15 protein-coding genes are annotated in these 16,813 nt (G+C 74.5%); 5 read left to right on the top strand and 10 right to left on the bottom strand.

Annotated elements, in window-relative coordinates; translation table 11 throughout:
* Nucleotides 1-112 precede the first annotated feature (112 nt).
* From BS73_RS40310 to BS73_RS10380, 6 genes are all read right to left on the bottom strand, one after another.
* Complete coding sequence (locus tag BS73_RS40310) at nt 113-1,504, bottom strand: lytic transglycosylase domain-containing protein (RefSeq protein ID WP_051939781.1); 1,392 nt, start codon at nt 1,502-1,504, stop codon at nt 113-115.
* 247 nt (nt 1,505-1,751) lie between these two features.
* A complete protein-coding gene (locus BS73_RS10400; protein WP_051939780.1) occupies nt 1,752-2,570 on the bottom strand; it encodes an aminoacyl-tRNA hydrolase in 819 nt (272 codons plus the stop codon).
* Nucleotides 2,571-2,591: 21 nt separating this feature from the next.
* Nucleotides 2,592-4,784, bottom strand: a complete 2,193-nt coding sequence (locus tag BS73_RS10395; protein WP_037571320.1) for an alpha-N-acetylglucosaminidase — start codon at nt 4,782-4,784, stop codon at nt 2,592-2,594.
* A gap of 236 nt (nt 4,785-5,020) precedes the next feature.
* Nucleotides 5,021-6,115 carry an acyl-CoA dehydrogenase gene (locus tag BS73_RS10390; RefSeq protein WP_037571319.1) on the bottom strand — a complete coding sequence of 365 codons (1,095 nt, stop codon included), beginning with the start codon at nt 6,113-6,115 and terminating at the stop codon, nt 5,021-5,023.
* The gene (locus tag BS73_RS10385) at nt 6,115-7,260 is read right to left on the bottom strand and encodes an acyl-CoA dehydrogenase family protein (RefSeq protein WP_037571318.1); all 1,146 of its coding nucleotides are present in this window, start codon (nt 7,258-7,260) and stop codon (nt 6,115-6,117) included. The genes BS73_RS10390 and BS73_RS10385 overlap by 1 nt, the downstream gene beginning before the upstream one ends.
* Before the next feature lie 2 nt (nt 7,261-7,262).
* On the bottom strand, nt 7,263-8,201 hold the full coding sequence (locus BS73_RS10380) for an enoyl-CoA hydratase (RefSeq protein WP_084703953.1): 939 nt from the start codon (nt 8,199-8,201) through the stop codon (nt 7,263-7,265).
* An 82-nt stretch (nt 8,202-8,283) separates the two neighbouring features.
* Between BS73_RS10380 and BS73_RS10375 the strand changes: the two genes are divergently transcribed.
* From BS73_RS10375 to BS73_RS10365, 3 genes are read left to right on the top strand one after another with little or no spacing between them, the layout of a single operon-like run.
* Nucleotides 8,284-9,096: an SDR family oxidoreductase gene (locus tag BS73_RS10375; RefSeq protein ID WP_037571316.1), complete on the top strand. Its 813-nt coding sequence runs from the start codon at nt 8,284-8,286 to the stop codon at nt 9,094-9,096.
* Nucleotides 9,097-9,110: 14 nt separating this feature from the next.
* Nucleotides 9,111-9,746 (top strand): TetR/AcrR family transcriptional regulator, encoded by a 636-nt coding sequence (locus tag BS73_RS10370; protein ID WP_051939779.1) that lies wholly within the window; start codon nt 9,111-9,113, stop codon nt 9,744-9,746.
* Between the two features lie 16 nt (nt 9,747-9,762).
* Nucleotides 9,763-10,920 carry an acetyl-CoA C-acetyltransferase gene (locus BS73_RS10365; protein ID WP_037571314.1) on the top strand — a complete coding sequence of 386 codons (1,158 nt, stop codon included), beginning with the start codon at nt 9,763-9,765 and terminating at the stop codon, nt 10,918-10,920.
* Nucleotides 10,921-11,122: 202 nt separating this feature from the next.
* Here the strand turns inward: BS73_RS10365 and BS73_RS10360 are convergent, their stop codons facing one another.
* From BS73_RS10360 to BS73_RS10345, 4 genes are read right to left on the bottom strand one after another with little or no spacing between them, the layout of a single operon-like run.
* Nucleotides 11,123-12,214 carry an NAD(P)H-dependent flavin oxidoreductase gene (locus BS73_RS10360; protein WP_037571313.1) on the bottom strand — a complete coding sequence of 364 codons (1,092 nt, stop codon included), beginning with the start codon at nt 12,212-12,214 and terminating at the stop codon, nt 11,123-11,125.
* Nucleotides 12,211-12,984, bottom strand: coding sequence for a CoA-transferase subunit beta (locus BS73_RS10355; RefSeq protein WP_037571310.1), 774 nt, complete (start codon nt 12,982-12,984; stop codon nt 12,211-12,213). The genes BS73_RS10360 and BS73_RS10355 overlap by 4 nt, the downstream gene beginning before the upstream one ends.
* Entirely contained in the window at nt 12,981-13,865 is an 885-nt protein-coding gene (locus BS73_RS10350; protein ID WP_037571305.1) for a CoA transferase subunit A, read from the bottom strand. Before BS73_RS10350 ends, BS73_RS10355 begins: the two co-directional genes overlap by 4 nt.
* 2 nt (nt 13,866-13,867) lie before the next feature.
* Nucleotides 13,868-14,623, bottom strand: a complete 756-nt coding sequence (locus BS73_RS10345) for an enoyl-CoA hydratase family protein (protein WP_037571303.1) — start codon at nt 14,621-14,623, stop codon at nt 13,868-13,870.
* Between the two features lie 84 nt (nt 14,624-14,707).
* Here BS73_RS10345 and BS73_RS10340 point away from each other — a divergent pair, with 84 nt between their 5' ends.
* Nucleotides 14,708-15,484: an SDR family oxidoreductase gene (locus BS73_RS10340; RefSeq protein ID WP_235215365.1), complete on the top strand. Its 777-nt coding sequence runs from the start codon at nt 14,708-14,710 to the stop codon at nt 15,482-15,484.
* Between the two features lie 83 nt (nt 15,485-15,567).
* Nucleotides 15,568-16,491 carry an SDR family oxidoreductase gene (locus BS73_RS10335; protein WP_037571300.1) on the top strand — a complete coding sequence of 308 codons (924 nt, stop codon included), beginning with the start codon at nt 15,568-15,570 and terminating at the stop codon, nt 16,489-16,491.
* Nucleotides 16,492-16,813: the final 322 nt, after the last annotated feature.

The following is a 16,813-nucleotide window of genomic DNA, read 5'->3' as shown; positions in this document are numbered from 1 at the left end:
CAGGCGGGGATGCGCCTGCCAGCTGATTGTCTCCGGTCAGCGCGGCGGATGCCACGACTCGTTCACCCAGTGGAAGCCGGTCCGGGCGGGCGGTCGGCGGGTCGGTCGGTACTCAGGCGCAGGTGGGAGTGGGGCTCGGGGTGGGCGAGGTGGAGTCGCTCGGGGAGGCGGACGGGTCGGCGCTGGCGCCGGCCGTGGCGGACGTGGAGGTGGACGCGGAGGCCGACGCGCCGGCCGTCGCACCGGAGGTGGGCGACGGGGACGGCGAGCCCGTGGGGCTCGGGCTCGGGCTCGGCGAGGTGCTGGTGCAGCTCGGGGACGGGCTCGGGCTGCTGCTCGTCGGTGAGGTGGACGGGGTGGGCGACGGGGAGGACGGGGTGCCGCCGCCGCCCGCCCCCGAGGTGCCGCCGGAGCCGGTCCCGGACCCGGAGCCAGACCCCCCGCCCGGCCGCGTGGTGATCGCGCCGCCCGGTGTGACCCCCGACCCCGCGGAGCCGCCCGTGGAGCCCTTCGTCCCGGGGGCGGTCGGCGTGCTCGGCGTAGGCGAGGCGGTCGCGGTGGGCCCGGCGCCGGCCAGGTACGGGTTGCTCTTGGTCTTGGCGCCCTTCGCCCCGCCCGTGCCGCCGGCCCCGGCGACGCCGCCGTTGGGTATCGCGCCGTGGTCCTTGTAGTACCGGTACCAGGACAGCACCGAGGAGAGGTACGCCGAGGAGTAGTTGTAACCGAGGATGGCCCGGTTCATGTCGGTCTGGCGGCTGAGGTCGCGAGAGCCGGCGCAGAGGTAGTCGCCGGCGGAGAGGGCCGCGTCGTAGACGTTCTCCGGGTCGGCCTTGCCGTCCCCGTTGCCGTCCACGCCCCAGGTGCTCCAGGTGGAGGGGATGAACTGCATCGGGCCCTCGGCGCGGGCCCAGCCGCTGCCGTCGTGGACGGCGGCGAAGCCGTTGCCGTTGAGCACCGGGCCGAGGATCGGGCTGCGGGCGGTGCCGTCGGCGCTCACGTTCCCGCCCTCGGCCTGCCCGGACTCCACCTCGCCGATCGCGGCCAGCAGCTGCCACGGCAGATGGCAGCCGGGCTGCGAAGCGGCGAGCCGCTGCTGGGCGTTGAGGTAGGCGGCCATCACGATCGCGGGTATCGAGGCGCCGCCCTCCACCACCGAGCCGCCCGGGCCGGAGGGCGAGCTGCCCGGGGTGGGGGACTGGGTGGGGCCGAGGGAGGTGCTGCCGGGCGGGGTGATCGGGCCGAGACCGGGTGAGCCGCCGTCGATCGAACCCCCGGCGGAGGCCGAGGAGTCGGCGTGGTGGGCGCCGGACAGCCCGCCGAGGGAGGCGAGCCCGGCCTGCGAGCCGCCGAGGAGAATCAGGGCGGCGCCGCCGGTCAGCAGCCCGCGCGCGCTGATCTGGGCCCTGCGGATCCCCTTGCGGTCGCGCAGTCGGCGTCTGGCGTATTTGCGGCGGATCACCGGCGGCTGCTGCGGCGGCTGTTGCTGCTGCTCAGGCGGCTGCATGGGGGACACACCTCGACGACGGACGGGGAGAGACGGACGCCCGACAGGCTATGCAATCGGTGTGACAGGCGACAGGGGGCGGCTCGTTATTCGTTGGAATTTGTGATCTGTTCACAGACGGTTTGTCAGGTCTGGGGAATTTGCCCAGAGTGCCGCTGTCACACCGGGATTGACGGTTCGTCGGAGTCCGCGCGGAAAGCGGAGCGGAAAGCTCCGCGCAGCGGGCCGAGCCGCTGGTGGCGGCGGGTCAGCCGCCGCGGTGGTGGGCGGCGAGCCCGGGGTGGTCGGCGACGACCGTCGCCGAGCCGGGGGCGATCTCGGTGAAGCCGGCGTCCCGGACCACCGGCAGGCCGGAGGCCAGCAGCCGGGACCAGAGGGCCCGGCCGGGGGTGCGCACCGCGAGCGGAAAGCCGTCCGCGGCCCAGCGCTCGCGCTCCGGGTCCGGCAGGGCCCACCAGGCCAGCTGGGCCGCGTGCCCGGCCTGGGCCATCGCCTTCCCGGTGGACATCGCCACCTCCGGGCTCAGCCACAGCACCGGGGTGCCCGGCTCCGGCGGGGCCGGCGCGGCCGGATCGTCCAGCTCGGTGCCGGAGACCTGGAGCTTGGACAGCTCCTTCGGCCAGCCGTCCAGCGGGATCGGCGGGTAGACCCGGACCTCCGCCGGGTTGACCTGGGCGCTGCCGGTCACGGTGAGTCCGGGCAGGGCGGCCGCCCGGCGCCACTCGGCTCCGCGCGCCCGCCGTACCACCTTGCGGATCCGGGCGTCCTCCCAGGCCTCGACGGCGGCCCGCCACTCGCCGTCCTCCCGGGTGGTGCGGTCGTCGGTGAGCAGGGCGAGGACCGCGCGGCCGGCCGCCTCCAGCGCGTCGGTGTGCGCCGGGGGCGCGTCCTTCTCCACGCGCACGACCAGCGGCAGGACGTACTGCGGCGAGAGGTCCCGGGGGTCGGAACCGGAGCCGGAGCCTGAACCGGGCTCGGAGCCCGGGGCGGAACCCGGCTCGGAACCCGGCCCGGAGCCCGGCTCGGAGCCCGGGTCGGCGTCGCGGAAGGTGTCTGTGCTGCTCACCCGCCCAGTCTGACATCCCGGTCAGCCGGCCGCCCCGACCACCTCCCCGGCGAGCGCCCGGATGTCGCCCGAGGTGCCGGTGGCGAAGGTGTGCGGGGCCTTGGCCCAGTCGTCGCCGTAGGCGTACCAGTCGACGGCGGCCGGCGGCTCGCCGCTCGTCAGGGCGGTCCGCAGGGTGCCGAAGTACAGGGCCCAGCGGGGGGCGTAGTACTGGCCGAGGAGGTCCTTCCACTCCCGGTTGGCGTAGTCGGCGAGCCCGGCCGCCCAGCCGTCCCGGGTGCCCCAGACGGTGTAGAGGCTGAGCAGGTCGTACTTCAGCTCGGGGGTGGCCGCCGCCGCGTAGCGGGTGCCCAGGAGGAAGTCGGGGGAGGTGCCGACGACCCGGTCGTCCAGCTTGATGAGGGAGAGCCACTCCCGGGTCAGGAGGTCGAAGCGGGCCAGGTCCTTCGCCTGATAGGCGGCGTCGATCTCCGGGAGCAGCGTGCGCGAGCGGTTGGCCAGCACCTGCCGGGCCACGTCGGCCAGGTCGTAGGCGTACGGACCGCGCTGCACCACGCTCGGCGCGGCGGCCAGCAGTTGCGGGAGGGCCCGGGCGAAGGCCTTCGCGTCGTAGCGGACGTAGTGCGGCGACCAGGTGGCCGCGGACTGGGGGGTGAGGTTCGGCTGGGCGGCGAAGAGGCCGTCCGCGGCCTCGCTCCAGCCGTCCGCCGGCTCGGCGTACGCGGTCCGCGCGAGGGTGGTCCAGGCCTCCGCGGCCGCGTCGCTGCCGTACCGGCCGAGGGCGTACGAGCGCAGCCAGCCGGCCAGGTCGAAGGAGCCGCTGTGCCAGGGGAGTTCGGCCAGGAGCTCGAAGGCGGCGGGGTTGTTGTCGAAGCCCTCGGGCATGATCGCCACTCCGGCCTCGTCGGAGCCGGCCTTGGCCTGCGCGGCGTAGTAGCGGTCCAGCCAGACCTGCAGGTTGGCGCCGAGGGTGGTGTGCCCGCCGAAGTCGTAGATCGAGCCGAAGGCGTAGGGCACGCCGGGCCAGTCCTGTTCCCGGTTCCAGGTGGCGTAGCGGTCCGAGAGGCCGTCCACGATCAGCATCTTCCGCTTGTCCGTGACCCCGGTCAGCACGGCCGGCTTGGGGTTGGACTGCCAGCCGAGGATGGCCCACACCGCGTTCGGATGGGCGGTGCGCAGGGCGTGCTCGACGGCGGTGGCGGCGGCGGTGACGTCCACGTTCCCGGGTTCGCCGCCCTCGTGCAGCGGGTCCATCTTGTACATGCCGCTGGGGCCGAGGATGCGGTCGGAGAGCCGGTAGTAGGCGGCGGCGACCTCCGGGAAGAGGCCGTCGGTGGGGGCCAGCCAGCCGGGGCGCTGATAGCCGTTCCAGGTGCCCTGCGGGACGACGTCGGTGCCGGGGTGGCGGTCGGCGAAGTCGGCGGGGACGGTGCCGAAGTAGCCGGGGAGCGCCGGGGTCATCCCCAACTCCCGCGCCCGGTCGGCGATTCGGCGGCCGAGGGCGGCCCGGGCGTCGATCGTCCGCTGGGTGATCGGGGCCTGGTCGGAGGAGAGGTTCTGCAGCAGCCACCACGGCTGGTGGGCGGGCTGCGGGATCCAGGACCGCATCTGCGCCGCGCTGTAGCCGAACTCCTCGAAGAGCTGCTGGTAGACGGCCTCGGCGCCGACCGTCACATACACCTCGTTGACGCCGTGGAGGGCGAGGACGTCCAGCGTGCGCTGCCAGCCGGACCAGGAGAGGTTCGGATCGGTGTATCCGTCGTTGGTGTCGTTGAAGACGAAGCGGTTGCGGGCGTCCGCCGACTCGCTGATCGGTGCGGCCGGGGCGGGGAGTTCGGCCGGCAGTACGGGCGGGGCGGCCGGGCCGCCGATGTTCACGTCCGCGTGGGCGACGTACTTGAGGTACCAGCCGGCGCCCATGGTGAGGGCGCTGGTGGTGGTCGCGGCGACCTCGATGTCGCCGGGACGGCCGGAGAGGGTGAAGCGCTCGGCGGTGCCGGGCACCAGGGAGAGGTGGATCTGCGCGGCGGCGCGGGCGCCGATCGTGCGCCGCAGCACGCCCGCGGCGGCGCTGGTCCCGCCGGAGGCGGCCGCGCCGGTCCCGCCGGAGGCGGCTGCTCGCGGGTGGCCGGCGGCGCCGTGTGCCGCGGACCCTCCGGCCATCACCATCCCGATCGCCGCCGCGACCGCGGCCAGCCGTCGTCTCCACGCCATGCGGTGCTCTCCCGATGCTCGAAGCTGCTCGGTATGGACGCCGTGCGAACAACTTCACCAACATGACACCGCCCTGACGCCCCGTCAACCACTCGCCCCACGCCTGAGCCGGCGTGCGGAGGCCGTCGCGGCCAGGGGCGCGGCGCCGGTGCGGGCGGGCGCGCCGTTTCCCGCGCCCCTTACCGGGGTGGGGGTGAGCGGTCGTCGGCTTCTTCGCGCCCACGGAGCGGCCTCCGTCAGTACGGGGGGCGGGTCAGGGCCGTCGCGCGGCATGCCGCCGGGCTGCCCCAGGCGTCCCGCAGCGGGCGCGCCTTGCGGAGCCAGAGGGAGAGGTCGAGCTCTTCGGTGTAGCCGATCGCGCCGTGGAGCTGGAGGGCCGTCCGCGCCGCCGTGTACCCCGCCTCGCCGCAGGCGGTCTTGGCCATGGCCACTTCGGCCGGATCCATCGACAGCGCCGCCGCGTACAGCAGCGGCTGGGCGAACTCCACCGCGATCAGCGCGTCCGCCAGCCGGTGCTTGACCGCCTGGAAGGAGCCCACCGCCACCCCGAACTGCCTCCGCTGCCCGACGTATGCGACGGTCTGCGCAAGCAGCGCCCGGGCCACGCCCAGCGACTGGGCGGCGGTGAGCAGCCGGGCCCAGAGCGCGGCCCTGCGGTAGGCGGCGGAGACCCGCCGGCCGACGGCGAGCTGCGAGGCGCCGGTCGCCGCGCCCGCCGCGCCCGCTGCGCTCGCCGCGCTCGCCGCGTCCGTCGCGCTCGCCGTGCCCCCTGCGCTCGCCGCGCTCGCCGCGCCCGCGCCCGCCGACGGGCGGAAGAGTCGCCGTGCCGGGTCCTGGGAGGCGAACGGCCCCGCCAGCGAGCCGGGTCGACGGGCCAGCAGCCGCCCGTCCGCAGTGGCCTCAAGCACCAGTTCCGCCGCGTCCGCGTCCAGCGCATACCGCTCGCCCACCAGCGTCGCCGCCGCCTCGCCGGAGGCGATCCGCGGCAGCCACTCCTTCGCCGGGCCCTCGTCCCCGCCGCCCGGCCCGGCGAGCTCCGCCAGCAGTACGGCCGCCGCCGCCGTCTCCACCACCGGCCCCGGCACCGCATGCCGCCCCAGCTCCACCCAGGCCACCACCGCCTCCACCGGCAGCCGCCCCACCCCGCCGTACGCCTCCGGCACGGCCAGCGCGAAGACGCCCGCTCCGGCGAGCCGCGACCACACCGCCCGTCCGGGCCCGTGGTCCCCGGACGCCCAGGCCCGGACCGCCGCCGGCACGCCGGCCGCGCCGAGGAGCCCGTTCACCGACTGCCCGAACTCCCGCTGCTCGGCGTCGAGGAGGAAGCGCATCAGCGGCGTCCCTTCGGCAGGCCGAGCAGCCGCTCGGCGATGATGTCCCGCTGGATCTCGTTGGTGCCGGCGTAGATCGGGCCGGCCAGCGCGAAGGTGTAGTCCTCCGCCCACCCTCCCGGGGCCTCGGCCAACTCGCCCTCCGGGCCCAGCAGTTCGAGGGCGGTCTCCTGCAGCCGGATGTCGTACTCGGACCAGAAGACCTTGTTCAGACTGGACTCGGCGCCGATCGCCTCGCCGGCTGCGAAGCGGGAGGCGTTGGCGTAGGTGAAGAGCTGGTACGCCCGCGCGCCGGCCACCGCGTCCGCGACCCGGTCGCGCCAGGTCTCCGGCGAGCCGGCCGACTCCCACAGCCGCCGCAGCCGCTCCGCCGCCGCCAGGAACCGCCCCGGCGACCGCAGCGTCAGCCCGCGCTCGTTGCCGGCCGTGGACATCGCCACCCGCCAGCCCTGACCGGGCTCGCCGATCACGTCCGCGTCCGGGACGAAGACCCGGTCCAGGAAGAGTTCGGCGAAGGCCGGCTTGCCGTCCAGGCGTCCGATCGGGCGGACCGTCACCCCAGGCGCGCACAGGTCGAACATCAGATAGGTGAGCCCCTGGTGCGGCTTGGCGGTGCCCTGCTCACTGCGGAAGACGCCGAACGCCCGGTCGGCGAAGGCCGCCCGCGAGGACCAGGTCTTCTGGCCGCTGAGCAGCCAGCCGCCGTCCGCCCGCTCGGCGGTGGAGCGCAGCGAGGCCAGGTCGGAGCCGGCCTCCGGCTCGGACCAGGCCTGCGCCCAGACCACCTCGCCGCTCGCCATCGAGGGCAGCACCCGCGCCCGCTGCTCGTCCGTGCCGTGGTCGAAGAGGGTGGGGGCGAGGAGGTTGATGCCGTTCTGGGAGACCCGGCCGGGGGCGCCGGCCGCGTAGTACTCCTCCTCGAAGACCAGCCAGCGGAGGATGTCGGCGCCGCGCCCGCCGAACTCTACCGGCCAGGAGACCACCGACCAGCGGTCGGTGTGGAGTTCGCGCTCCCAGGCGCGGTGGGCGGCGAAGCCCTCGGCGGTCTCCAGGGAGGGCAGCGGCCGGGCCGGCACATGGTCGGCGAGCCAGGCGCGGGCCTCGGCGCGGAACTCCCGCTGCTCGGCGGTGAACTCCAGATCCACGATCAGGAACCGGCCTTTCCGTCGGCCGCGTCGGCCCCGGCTGTGCCGCCGGACGCGCCCTTCCCGCCGGACGCCGTGTCGGCGCGGGCCGAGTCCCGCATCGAGCGGGCGTCCATCCCGCCGAGCGCGTCCCCGCCGCCGGTCTCGGCGTTGTGGGCGTGGGCGAGATGGTGGAGGCCGAAGACCGAGTCCATCCCGGCGTGCATCCCCTGGAGATCCTCGGCCTGGTTCACCGCCCGCTTGGTGAGGGCCAGGCCGAACCGCGGCATCCGGGCGATCCGCTCGGCCAACTCCATTGTCGCGTCGGCGAGTTCGGCCCGCGGTACGACCCGGTTGACCATCCCCACCTGGTACGCCCGCTCGGCGCTCATCCGGTCGCCGGTGTAGAGGAACTCCTTGGCGATCCGCGGCGGCATGGCCCACGGGTGGGCGAAGTACTCGACCCCGGGGATGCCCATCCGCACCACCGGGTCGGCGAAGAAGGCGTCCTCGCTGGCCACGATCAGGTCGCAGATCCAGGCCAGCATCAACCCGCCCGCCACGCAGGCGCCCTGGACGGAGGCGATGACCGGCTTGGGCAGTTCGCGCCAGCGGCGGCACATCCCGAGGTAGACCTCGGACTCGCGGGCGTAGCGGCTGTCCGCGCCCTGCTTGTCGGTGTGGTCCCACCACAGCCCGGCCCGGCGCTCGTACGGCAGATGGGCGTCCCGCTCGGGGGTGCCGATGTCGTGGCCGGCGGAGAAGTGCTCGCCCTCGCCCGCCAGCACCACCACCCGGACCTCGCCGTCCTCGGCCGCCCGGTAGAAGGCGGCGTCCAGGGCGTAGGTCATCCGCGAGTTCTGCGCGTTGCGGTACCGGGGGCGGTTCATGGTGACGATCGCGACCGGTCCGCGCCGCTCGTAGCGGACTACCTCGTCCGCCGTCTGCTCCTGCTCGCCCATCCCCACTCCCACTCCCTCTCCGGCGGCCGGCCCCTGTCCAACCTGCTTCCCTAACAAGTGTTTGGTAGGTTAACGTACCGCCATGAGTGACGTCGAGACGTTCCGGAACCCGCTGAAGCACCCGCGGTACGTGCCGGGGCACGGCCTCCTCGCCGGTCGCGGCGCCGTCGTCACCGCCGCCGCCGGTGCCGGGATCGGCGGGGCGACCGCCCGCCGGCTGCTGGAGGAGGGCGCCCGCGTACTGATCAGCGACGCCCACGCCCGCCGGCTCAAGGAGTCCGAGGAGGCGCTCGCCGCCGAGTTCGGCCCCGACCGGGTCGCCGCCCAGCCCTGCGACGTCACCGAGGAGCGGCAGGTCCAGGCGCTCCTCGACCGGGCCGCCGAACTCCACGGCGGGCTCGACATCCTGGTCAACAACGCCGGACTCGGCGGCACCGCCGAACTCACCGAGATGACCGACGAGCAGTGGTCCCGCATCCTCGACGTCACCCTCAACGGCACCTTCCGCTGCACCCGGGCCGCCCTGCGGATGATGAAGAGGGCGGGCCGGGGCGGGGTGGTGGTCAACAACTCCTCGGTGATCGGCTGGCGGGCCCAGGCCGGCCAGGCGCACTACGCCGCCGCCAAGGCCGGGGTGATGGCACTCACCCGCTGCGCGGCGGTCGAGGCCGCCGAGTACGGGGTACGGGTCAACGCGGTGGCGCCGACCCTCGCCCTCCACCCCCACCTGGTCAAGGTCGCCACCCCCGAGCTGCTGGAGCGGCTCACCGAGCGGGAGGCGTACGGGCGCTACGCCGAGCCCTGGGAGGTCGCCAATGTCATCGTCTTTCTGGCCAGCGAGTACTCCTCGTACCTGACCGGCGAGGTGGTCTCCGTCTCCGCGCAGCACGCCTGAGCCGACGGCCCGTCATGACGCCTTCGCCCGCCGCCGGTTCGGAGGCCTCGGCGGCCCGTCGCAGGGAGCTCCTGGACACCGCCGCCGAGGTCTTCGCCGAGCACGGCTACAACGCCACCACCGTCCGGCGGATCGCCGAGGCGGCCGGCATCCTGGCCGGCAGCCTCTACTACCACTTCGACTCCAAGGAGTCGATGATCGAGGAGATCCTCACCGGCTTCCTCGACGACCTCTGGCGGCGCTACGACGCGGTGCTCGCCGACCCCAGGCTCGATCCGCGGGCCCGGCTGGAGGCCCTGGTCACCGAGTCCTTCCGGGAGATCGACCGGCACCGGGCGGCGGTGGCCATCTACCAGAACGAGTCCGGGCAGCTCGCCGGCCAGCGGCGGTTCGCCTTCCTCGGCCAGGCCGCCGCCCGCTTCGAGGCGGCCTGGCTCGGCACCCTCCAGCGGGGGGTGGCGGACCGGGTCTTCCGCGCCGACCTCGACCTGCGGCTCGCCTACCGGTTCCTGCGGGACACCGTGTGGGTGGCCGTCTCCTGGTACCGCCCCGGTGGCGGGCACAGCCCCGAGGAGATCGCCCGGCAGTACCTGGCCCTCATCCTCGGCGGCCTGCTGACGCCGCCGGACGACACCCCGCAACCCTCCTGAAGGAGCGTCAACTCCCATGGCCGAGGCCTACATCATCGACGCCGTACGCACCCCCGTCGGCCGCCGCCGCGGTGGTCTGGCGGCGGTCCACCCCGCCGACCTGGGCGCCCACGTCCTCAACGCGCTGGTCTCCCGCACCGGGATCGACCCGGCGGCGGTCGAGGACGTCGTCTTCGGCTGCCTGGACGCGGTCGGCCCGCAGGCCGGCGACATCGCCCGGACCTGCTGGCTGGCGGCCGGGCTGCCGGAGGAGGTGCCCGGGGTCACCGTCGACCGCCAGTGCGGCTCCTCCCAGCAGGCGGTCCACTTCGCCGCGCAGGGCGTCCTCTCCGGCACCCAGGAGCTGGTGGTGGCGGGCGGGGTGCAGAACATGTCCATGGTGCCGATCGCCTACGCCACCCGCGACGCCGCCGTGCCGCTGGGCCTCGCCGACGGCCCGTTCGCGGGCAGCGAGGGCTGGACCGCCCGCTACGGCGACCTGCCGGTCAACCAGTTCGCCGGGGCCCAGATGATCGCCGAGAAGTGGGGGATCACCCGCCGGGAGATGGAGGAGTTCGCCCTCCGCTCCCACCGGCGCGCGGTCACCGCGATCGACGAGGGCCGCTTCGACTCCCAACTCGCACCGATCGCGGGGGTCTCCGCCGACGAGGGCCCGCGCCGGGACACCACCCTGGAGAAGATGGCCGGCCTCGGCCCGGTGCTCCCCGGCGGCAGCATCACCGCCGCCTGCTCCTCGCAGATCTCCGACGGCGCCGCGGCGATGCTGCTCGCCTCCGAGGAGGCGGTCCGCGTCCACGGCCTCACCCCGCGGGCCCGCGTCCACCACCTCTCCGTCCGCGGCGAGGACCCCATCCGAATGCTCTCCGCGCCCATCCCGGCGACCGCGTACGCCCTCAAGAAGACCGGACTCTCCATCGAGGACATCGACCTGGTCGAGATCAACGAGGCCTTCGCCCCGGTCGTCCTCGCCTGGCTCAAGGAGACCGGCGCGGACCCGGCCCGGGTGAACCCCAACGGCGGCGCGATCGCCCTCGGCCACCCCCTCGGCGCGACCGGCGTCCGCCTGATGACCACCCTCCTCAACGAACTGGAGCGCACCGGCGGCCGCTACGGCCTCCAGACCATGTGCGAGGGCGGCGGCCAGGCCAACGTCACCGTCATCGAACGGCTCTGACCCCGCGGAGTGGCCGAAGAGGTCGCACAGGGCCACGCCGGTGCGGGCGACGTCCGTGGTGCCGCGGGTCGCCGGGGTGAGGTCGTGAACCCTCGCGGTCGCGGCCGGCAGGCCGACCACCACGGGCGCCGGGCCGGGCACGTTGAGCCGTCCCCAGAGCGGCGCGGGGGTCGGGACACCCCGGGCAGGCGGTGCTGGGTGGTTACGGCGTGGCCGGGGACGGGGCTTCGGCGGGGAGGGCGGTCAGGCCGGTGAGGACCTGCTGCGCCTCCGTCATGATGCGGTCGATCAGCTGCCGGCAGCTCGGCAGGTCCTCGATCAGGCCGGCCACCTGGCCGGAGGCCAGTACGCCGAGGTCGGTGCGGCCGTCGACCATCGCGGACTTGAGGAGCATCGGGGTGTTGGCGGCCAGCAGGACCTGGCTCCAGGTGAGGGACTTGCCGTGCCGCATGGCCAGGCCCTCGCGGATCATCGCGGGCCAGGAGAGGCCGGAGAGCCTGCGGAAACCGGCCGCCCGGCGGACCGCCTGGGTGAGGGCGCGGACCCGGCCGGCGTTCTCCAGGGCGGCCACCATCTCGGTGCGCAGCATCCGGTGCGGGAGGCCGTCCACCGCCGTGGTGACGGTGACGTCCTTGACCGTCGCCGCCAGGTACTTCGCCTTCACGGCGTCCGGCACGGTGGAGTCCGAGGTGAGGAGGAAACGGGTGCCCATCGCCACCCCCGCCGCCCCGTACGCCAGCGCCGCGACCAGCCCGCGACCGTCGTGGAAGCCGCCTGCGGCGATCACCGGGATGTCGACCGCGTCGACGACCTGGGGGAGGAGGACGGTGGTCGCCACCTCGCCCGTGTGCCCGCCGCCCTCACCGCCCTGCACCACCACCGCGTCCGCGCCCCAGGCGGCCACCTTCTCGGCGTGCCGGCGGGCGCCGATGGAGGGGATGACCACGACCCCGGCGTCCTTGAGGCGGGCGATCAGCTCCTGGGAGGGGGCCAGCGCGAAGGAGGCGACCCGCACCCCCTCCTCGATGATGATCCGGACCCGCTCGGCCGCGTCCCCCGCGTCCGCGCGCAGGTTGACGCCGAAGGGCGCCTCCGTCCTGCCCTTCACCTCCCTTACGGCGTCCCGGAGTTGAGGGACCGTCATGGTCGCGGAGGCGAGGATGCCGAGCGCCCCGGCGTTGGCGGTCGCGGAGACCAGCCTCGGGCCCGCCACCCACCCCATCCCGGTCTGGACGATGGGGTGGCGGACGCCGACCAGCTCGGTCAGCGGCGTGGAGAGCGCCCCGGCGGTCATGCCGGGACCTCGCGGAAGCGGAGCCCGCGGGGGTCGACGACCTCGCGGATCAGCCGCAGCTCCTCGGCGGTGGGCTCGCGGGTGGCCGGGACGTCCCCGGTGACGGCGAGCGCGAAGCCGGTGGCCTCGGCGACCTCCTCGACCGTCACCCCGGGGTGGACGGAGGCCAGCCGCATCCGCCGGTCCGGCGTCTCGAAGTCGAACACGCCGAGGTTGCTGACCACGCGCGGGATCCGGTGGAAGCGGGTGGCCGAGGGGCCCGCCGCGGCGGCCCGGTCGTAACCGATCCCGCAGACCATGTCCACCGCCGGCACGAAGACCCGTGCCGAATGCCTCGGCACCCAGTAACTGGTCGGGTTGTTGGCGGTGTTGGCCGCCGCCCCGCGCACCCCGAGCAGCTGGCGCGAGGGCCGCGCCCAGTCGCCGATGCAGGAGATGTTCTGGTTGCCGTACCGGTCGATCTGGCTGGCGCCCATCATCACGTGCCGGCGGCCGGTGGCCAGGAAGGAGAGGTGCTGGCGGTACGGCAGCCAGCCCTCCACCGCCTCCGGAGCGCCGCCGACCGGCGGGACGTCCGCCATCAGCAGCGCCTCGCCGTCGGTGAGCAGCAGGTCGGGGGAGAAGGTGAGCCGGGCCAGGCGCGCACCGGCCTGCGGGACCAGCCCCATCGGGCTGGCCAGTACCTCGCCGTCGCCGCGCCAGGCCTCGGCGCAGGCGAGGACGCAGTAGTCGGCGCGGGTGGCCTGGGCGGTGAGCTGAGTGGCCGTCACTTCGCCTCCTCCTTCCGCTCCTTGTGCCAGTCGTCGACCGCCCGCTGGTACTCCTCCTCGCTGCGCGGACCGGTCAGGAAGCGGGCCCTGAAGGCCGCCCAGGCCTCCGGATCGCCCGCGCTCTCGGCGTAGTGCCGCTGAAACGCCTCGTCCCGGTCGTAGTCGGGGGCGCAGGAGGTGAAGTGGGCGCCGTTCGGGGCCTCCACCACACCGGTCACCGAGGCCCGCTTCACCAGCAGCGTCTGCGGGGGCCCGGCCTTGGCGAACTCCGCGCTGTCGACGAGGCGTTCGCAGGAGAGGTACGCCTCGTCTGCGGCGTCGCAGAACAGGTCGTCGAAGTACGGGTCCGGGCCGAGGTACTGGCCGTTGCCGGCCCGGTCGGCGCGGTTGAGGTGGACCAGGGCCGCGTCCATCCGCAGCCCCGGCACGGCGACCAGCTCCTCGCCGTCCTCGTACGGTGAACGGACCGTCCGCAGCCGCGGGTTGACGCGCAGGACGTCGGAGCCGAGGCCGCCGCGGGTGGGCAGGAAGGGCAGCCGCTGGGCGCCGGCGGTCAGGCCCCACATGAACATCGCCTCGTCCAGCTCGGTCAGCTCGATGGCGGCCCGCTCCCGGGCCCGCCGGTAGAGCGGTTCCAGTGGGATGGAGTCCATCGTGACGAAGGCCGCGACCAGCTTCCGCACCTTTCCGGCCTCCGCCAGCAGCCCCACGTCCGGCCCGCCGTACGAGACCACCGTCAGATCGCCGAGGTCGCTCCGCAGGATCGCCCGGACCAGGGCCATCGGCTTGCGCCGCGACCCCCAGCCGCCGATGCCCAGGGTCATCCCGCTGCGCAGCCGCGAGACCACCTGGTCGGGGGTCATCGTCTTGTCGGCGGCCATGGCTATCGCCCGTCCCTTCCGAAGGAGTCCCGCACCCGGTCGGCCACGCCGCTGAGGTTCGCCTCGAAGGTGAAGCCCTGCTCGTAGCGGTAGCTGCGGTGGACGTCCACCGGGTCGATCCCGTTCAGCGCCTGCTTGGCCAGCCGCAGCAGCTCGCCGTCCTTGGCCGCGATGTCCCGGGCCAGCTCCATCGCCGCCTCGCGGAGTCGCTCGCGCGGGACGACCTGCCAGACCGAGCCGTGCCGGTGGAGCTCCTCCGCGCCGACCGTCTTCGAGGTGTAGAAGAGGGTCCGCATCAGATGCTGCGGGACCAGCCGGGAGAGGTGGGTGGCCGCGCCGAGGGCGCCCCGGTCCAGCTCCGGCAGCCCGAAGACGGCGTCCTCGGCGGCCACGATCGCGTCCGCGTTGCCGACCAAGCCGATTCCGCCGCCCACGCAGAAGCCCTGCACGGCGGCCACCACCGGCACCTGGCAGTCGTAGACCGCGGCGAAGGCGGCGGCGCAGCCGCGGTTGGCGCCGAGGATGGCGTCGTGCCCGCCGTCGGCGCTGTCCCGCTGGATCTCCTTGATGTCCACGCCGGCGTTGAAGCCGCGCCCCTCGGCGGCCAGGACGACGCAGCGGACGTCCTGGTCGCGGCCGGCCGCGGTGAGGGCGCCGGCCAGCTCGTACCAGCCGGCCACCGGGGGCGCGTTGACCGGTGGGAAGTCGACCGTGACCAGAGCGACGCCCTTTTCCGGGCGGGAGGTGGAGACACCCATCGGTTCTTCAGCTACCTTTCCACCAAACGTTTGTTAGGTGTGACGGTAGCAGCGACTGCCGGGCAACGGAACGGAGGCGGCGACTTGGCTCTGCGGCTGGACCTCGGCGGACGGGTGGCGGTGGTCACCGGCGGAACAAGGGGCGTGGGCGCGGGGATCGCCCGCGCGTTCCTGTCGGCGGGGGCGGAGGTGGTGGTCGGCGCCCGCCGCCCGCCCGCGTCGCCCGTCGGAGCGGACGGCCGGACGGCCGGGTTCGCTGCGGTGGACCTGCGCGACCCGGCCTCCGTGGCGGCCTTCATGGCCGGCGTCGCCGCCCGCCACGGCCGGCTGGACGTGCTGGTCAACAACGCCGGCGGGACGCCGTTCCGGATGCTGGCGGGCTCGGACCCGGTACGGGCGGCCCGGGTGATCGAGCTCAACCTGACGACCGCGGTGACCGCGTCGATCGCCGCCTACCCGCATCTGCGGGCGGCGCGGGGGTCGGTGGTGATGATCGGCAGCGTCAGCGGGCAGCGGCCGTCGCCGGGGAGCGCGGCGTACGGGGCGGCGAAGGCGGGGCTCGCGCATCTGGCCCGCAGCATGGCCGTGGAGTGGGCACCGGAGGTGCGGGTGAACACCGTCACGCTGGGGATGGTGCGGACCGAGCAGGCCCATCTCCACTACGGCGACGAGGAGGGGGTCGCGGCCGTCGCGGCGACCGTCCCGATGGAGCGTCTGGCGACGCCGGAGGAGGCGGGGAGCGCGTGTGTGTTCCTCGCGTCCGATGCGGCCTCCTATGCGACGGGGGCGGACCTCCTCCTCCACGGCGGGGGCGAGCGGCCGGCGTTCCTGGCGGCCGCGACGGTGAACCGAGCCGACTGATCCCCGGCCCTCGGCTCCCTCCCGGGCCCGGCCTCCGCTGCGGGGCGGGGGCGAGGCCACCACACCACAAGGAGCGCTGAGCAATGTCAGGAAATCCCCTCTGCGACGGCCGTGTCGTCGCCCTCACCGGCGCCGGCCGCGGCCTCGGTCGCGCCCACGCGCTCGCCTTCGCCGCCGAAGGGGCGAAGGTGGTCGTCAACGACCTGGGCGTGGGACTCGACGGCCGCCCCGCCGAGGAAGGGCCCGCCCAGCGGGTCGTCGACGAGATCGTCGAGGCCGGCGGCCAGGCCGTCGCCCACGGCGGCGACATCACCACCGAGGAGGGCGCCGCCTCCCTGGTCCGGCTCGCCCTGGACGCCTACGGCCGCCTCGACACCCTGGTCAACAACGCCGGCTTCCTCCGCGACCGGATGCTGGTGAACCTGGACGGCGACGACTGGGACGCCGTGCTGCGGGTCCATCTGAAGGGCCACTTCCTCACCCTCCGCCACGCCGCCGGGTACTGGCGCGCCGAGGCCAAGGCCGGCCGCGCCCCGGACGCCCGGGTCGTCAACACCAGCTCGGGCGCCGGCCTCCTCGGCAGCGTCGGCCAGGGCAACTACAGCGCGGCGAAGGCCGGCATCCTCGGCCTCACCCTGGTCGCCTCCGCCGAACTCGCCCGCTACGGGGTGGCGGTGAACGCCATCGCGCCCTCCGCCCGCACCCGGATGACCGAGCGGGTCTTCGCCGAGGACATGGCCGCCCCCGACCGCCCCGGCGCCTTCGACGCCGCCGCCCCGGAGAACGTCTCCCCCCTGGTGGTCTGGCTCGGCTCGGCGGCCTCCGCCGGGGTCACTGGCCGGGTCTTCGAGGCGGAGGGCGGGCGGATCACCGTGATGGAGGGCTGGCGCCCCGGTCCGACCGCGGACAAGGGCGCCCGCTGGACCCCCGCCGAGGCCGGTGAGACGGCCCGCGAGCTCCTCGCGCGGGCGGAGCGTCCGCAACCGGTCTACGGCGCAAGCTCCTGAGAGTCCCCGCGGAGCCGGCTTTGGTGCAAGACTGTGTTCGGGTACCGCACGGTCGTTGAGGGTTCGGCCGTGTCATATCCCTCCCGCGCGGCGGCGCCGGGGCCCCGGCAAGCCCCCGCCGTCGCGCGGCCTCATCTCTCCCGGGCCCTGGTCGGACCGGCCCGTCCGGCTGCCGCCCGCCCGCCGCCTCCGGCTCGGTGAAGCCCCGGTCGCGCGCGGGCCCCCGCAAGGTGACCGAAAGGCATCTACTCGGGACATAAGTGTGCGAACTGTGTGACAAAAATTGACGGTTGATGAAACCAAACGCGTCCGAGAATCCTCT

The sequence above is a fragment of the Phaeacidiphilus oryzae TH49 genome (genome assembly GCF_000744815.1).
Taxonomy (GTDB): Bacteria; Actinomycetota; Actinomycetes; order Streptomycetales; family Streptomycetaceae; genus Phaeacidiphilus; species Phaeacidiphilus oryzae.
The sequence above is the reverse complement of the archived record's forward strand: the minus strand, read 5'-3'. Positions and strand labels throughout refer to the sequence as shown.

What these genes read in the sequence shown, in the direction of transcription:
- BS73_RS40310 (WP_051939781.1), bottom strand. Translation starts at nt 1,504, where the DNA reads ATGCAGCCGCCTGAGCAGCAGCAACAGCCGCCGCAGCAGCCGCCGGTG.
- BS73_RS10395 (WP_037571320.1), bottom strand. Translation starts at nt 4,784, where the DNA reads ATGGCGTGGAGACGACGGCTGGCCGCGGTCGCGGCGGCGATCGGGATG.
- BS73_RS10390 (WP_037571319.1), bottom strand. Translation starts at nt 6,115, where the DNA reads ATGCGCTTCCTCCTCGACGCCGAGCAGCGGGAGTTCGGGCAGTCGGTG.
- BS73_RS10380 (WP_084703953.1), bottom strand. Translation starts at nt 8,201, where the DNA reads ATGGGCGAGCAGGAGCAGACGGCGGACGAGGTAGTCCGCTACGAGCGG.
- BS73_RS10375 (WP_037571316.1), top strand. Translation starts at nt 8,284, where the DNA reads ATGAGTGACGTCGAGACGTTCCGGAACCCGCTGAAGCACCCGCGGTAC.
- BS73_RS10370 (WP_051939779.1), top strand. Translation starts at nt 9,111, where the DNA reads ATGACGCCTTCGCCCGCCGCCGGTTCGGAGGCCTCGGCGGCCCGTCGC.
- BS73_RS10365 (WP_037571314.1), top strand. Translation starts at nt 9,763, where the DNA reads ATGGCCGAGGCCTACATCATCGACGCCGTACGCACCCCCGTCGGCCGC.
- BS73_RS10360 (WP_037571313.1), bottom strand. Translation starts at nt 12,214, where the DNA reads ATGACCGCCGGGGCGCTCTCCACGCCGCTGACCGAGCTGGTCGGCGTC.
- BS73_RS10350 (WP_037571305.1), bottom strand. Translation starts at nt 13,865, where the DNA reads ATGGCCGCCGACAAGACGATGACCCCCGACCAGGTGGTCTCGCGGCTG.
- BS73_RS10345 (WP_037571303.1), bottom strand. Translation starts at nt 14,623, where the DNA reads ATGGGTGTCTCCACCTCCCGCCCGGAAAAGGGCGTCGCTCTGGTCACG.
- BS73_RS10335 (WP_037571300.1), top strand. Translation starts at nt 15,568, where the DNA reads ATGTCAGGAAATCCCCTCTGCGACGGCCGTGTCGTCGCCCTCACCGGC.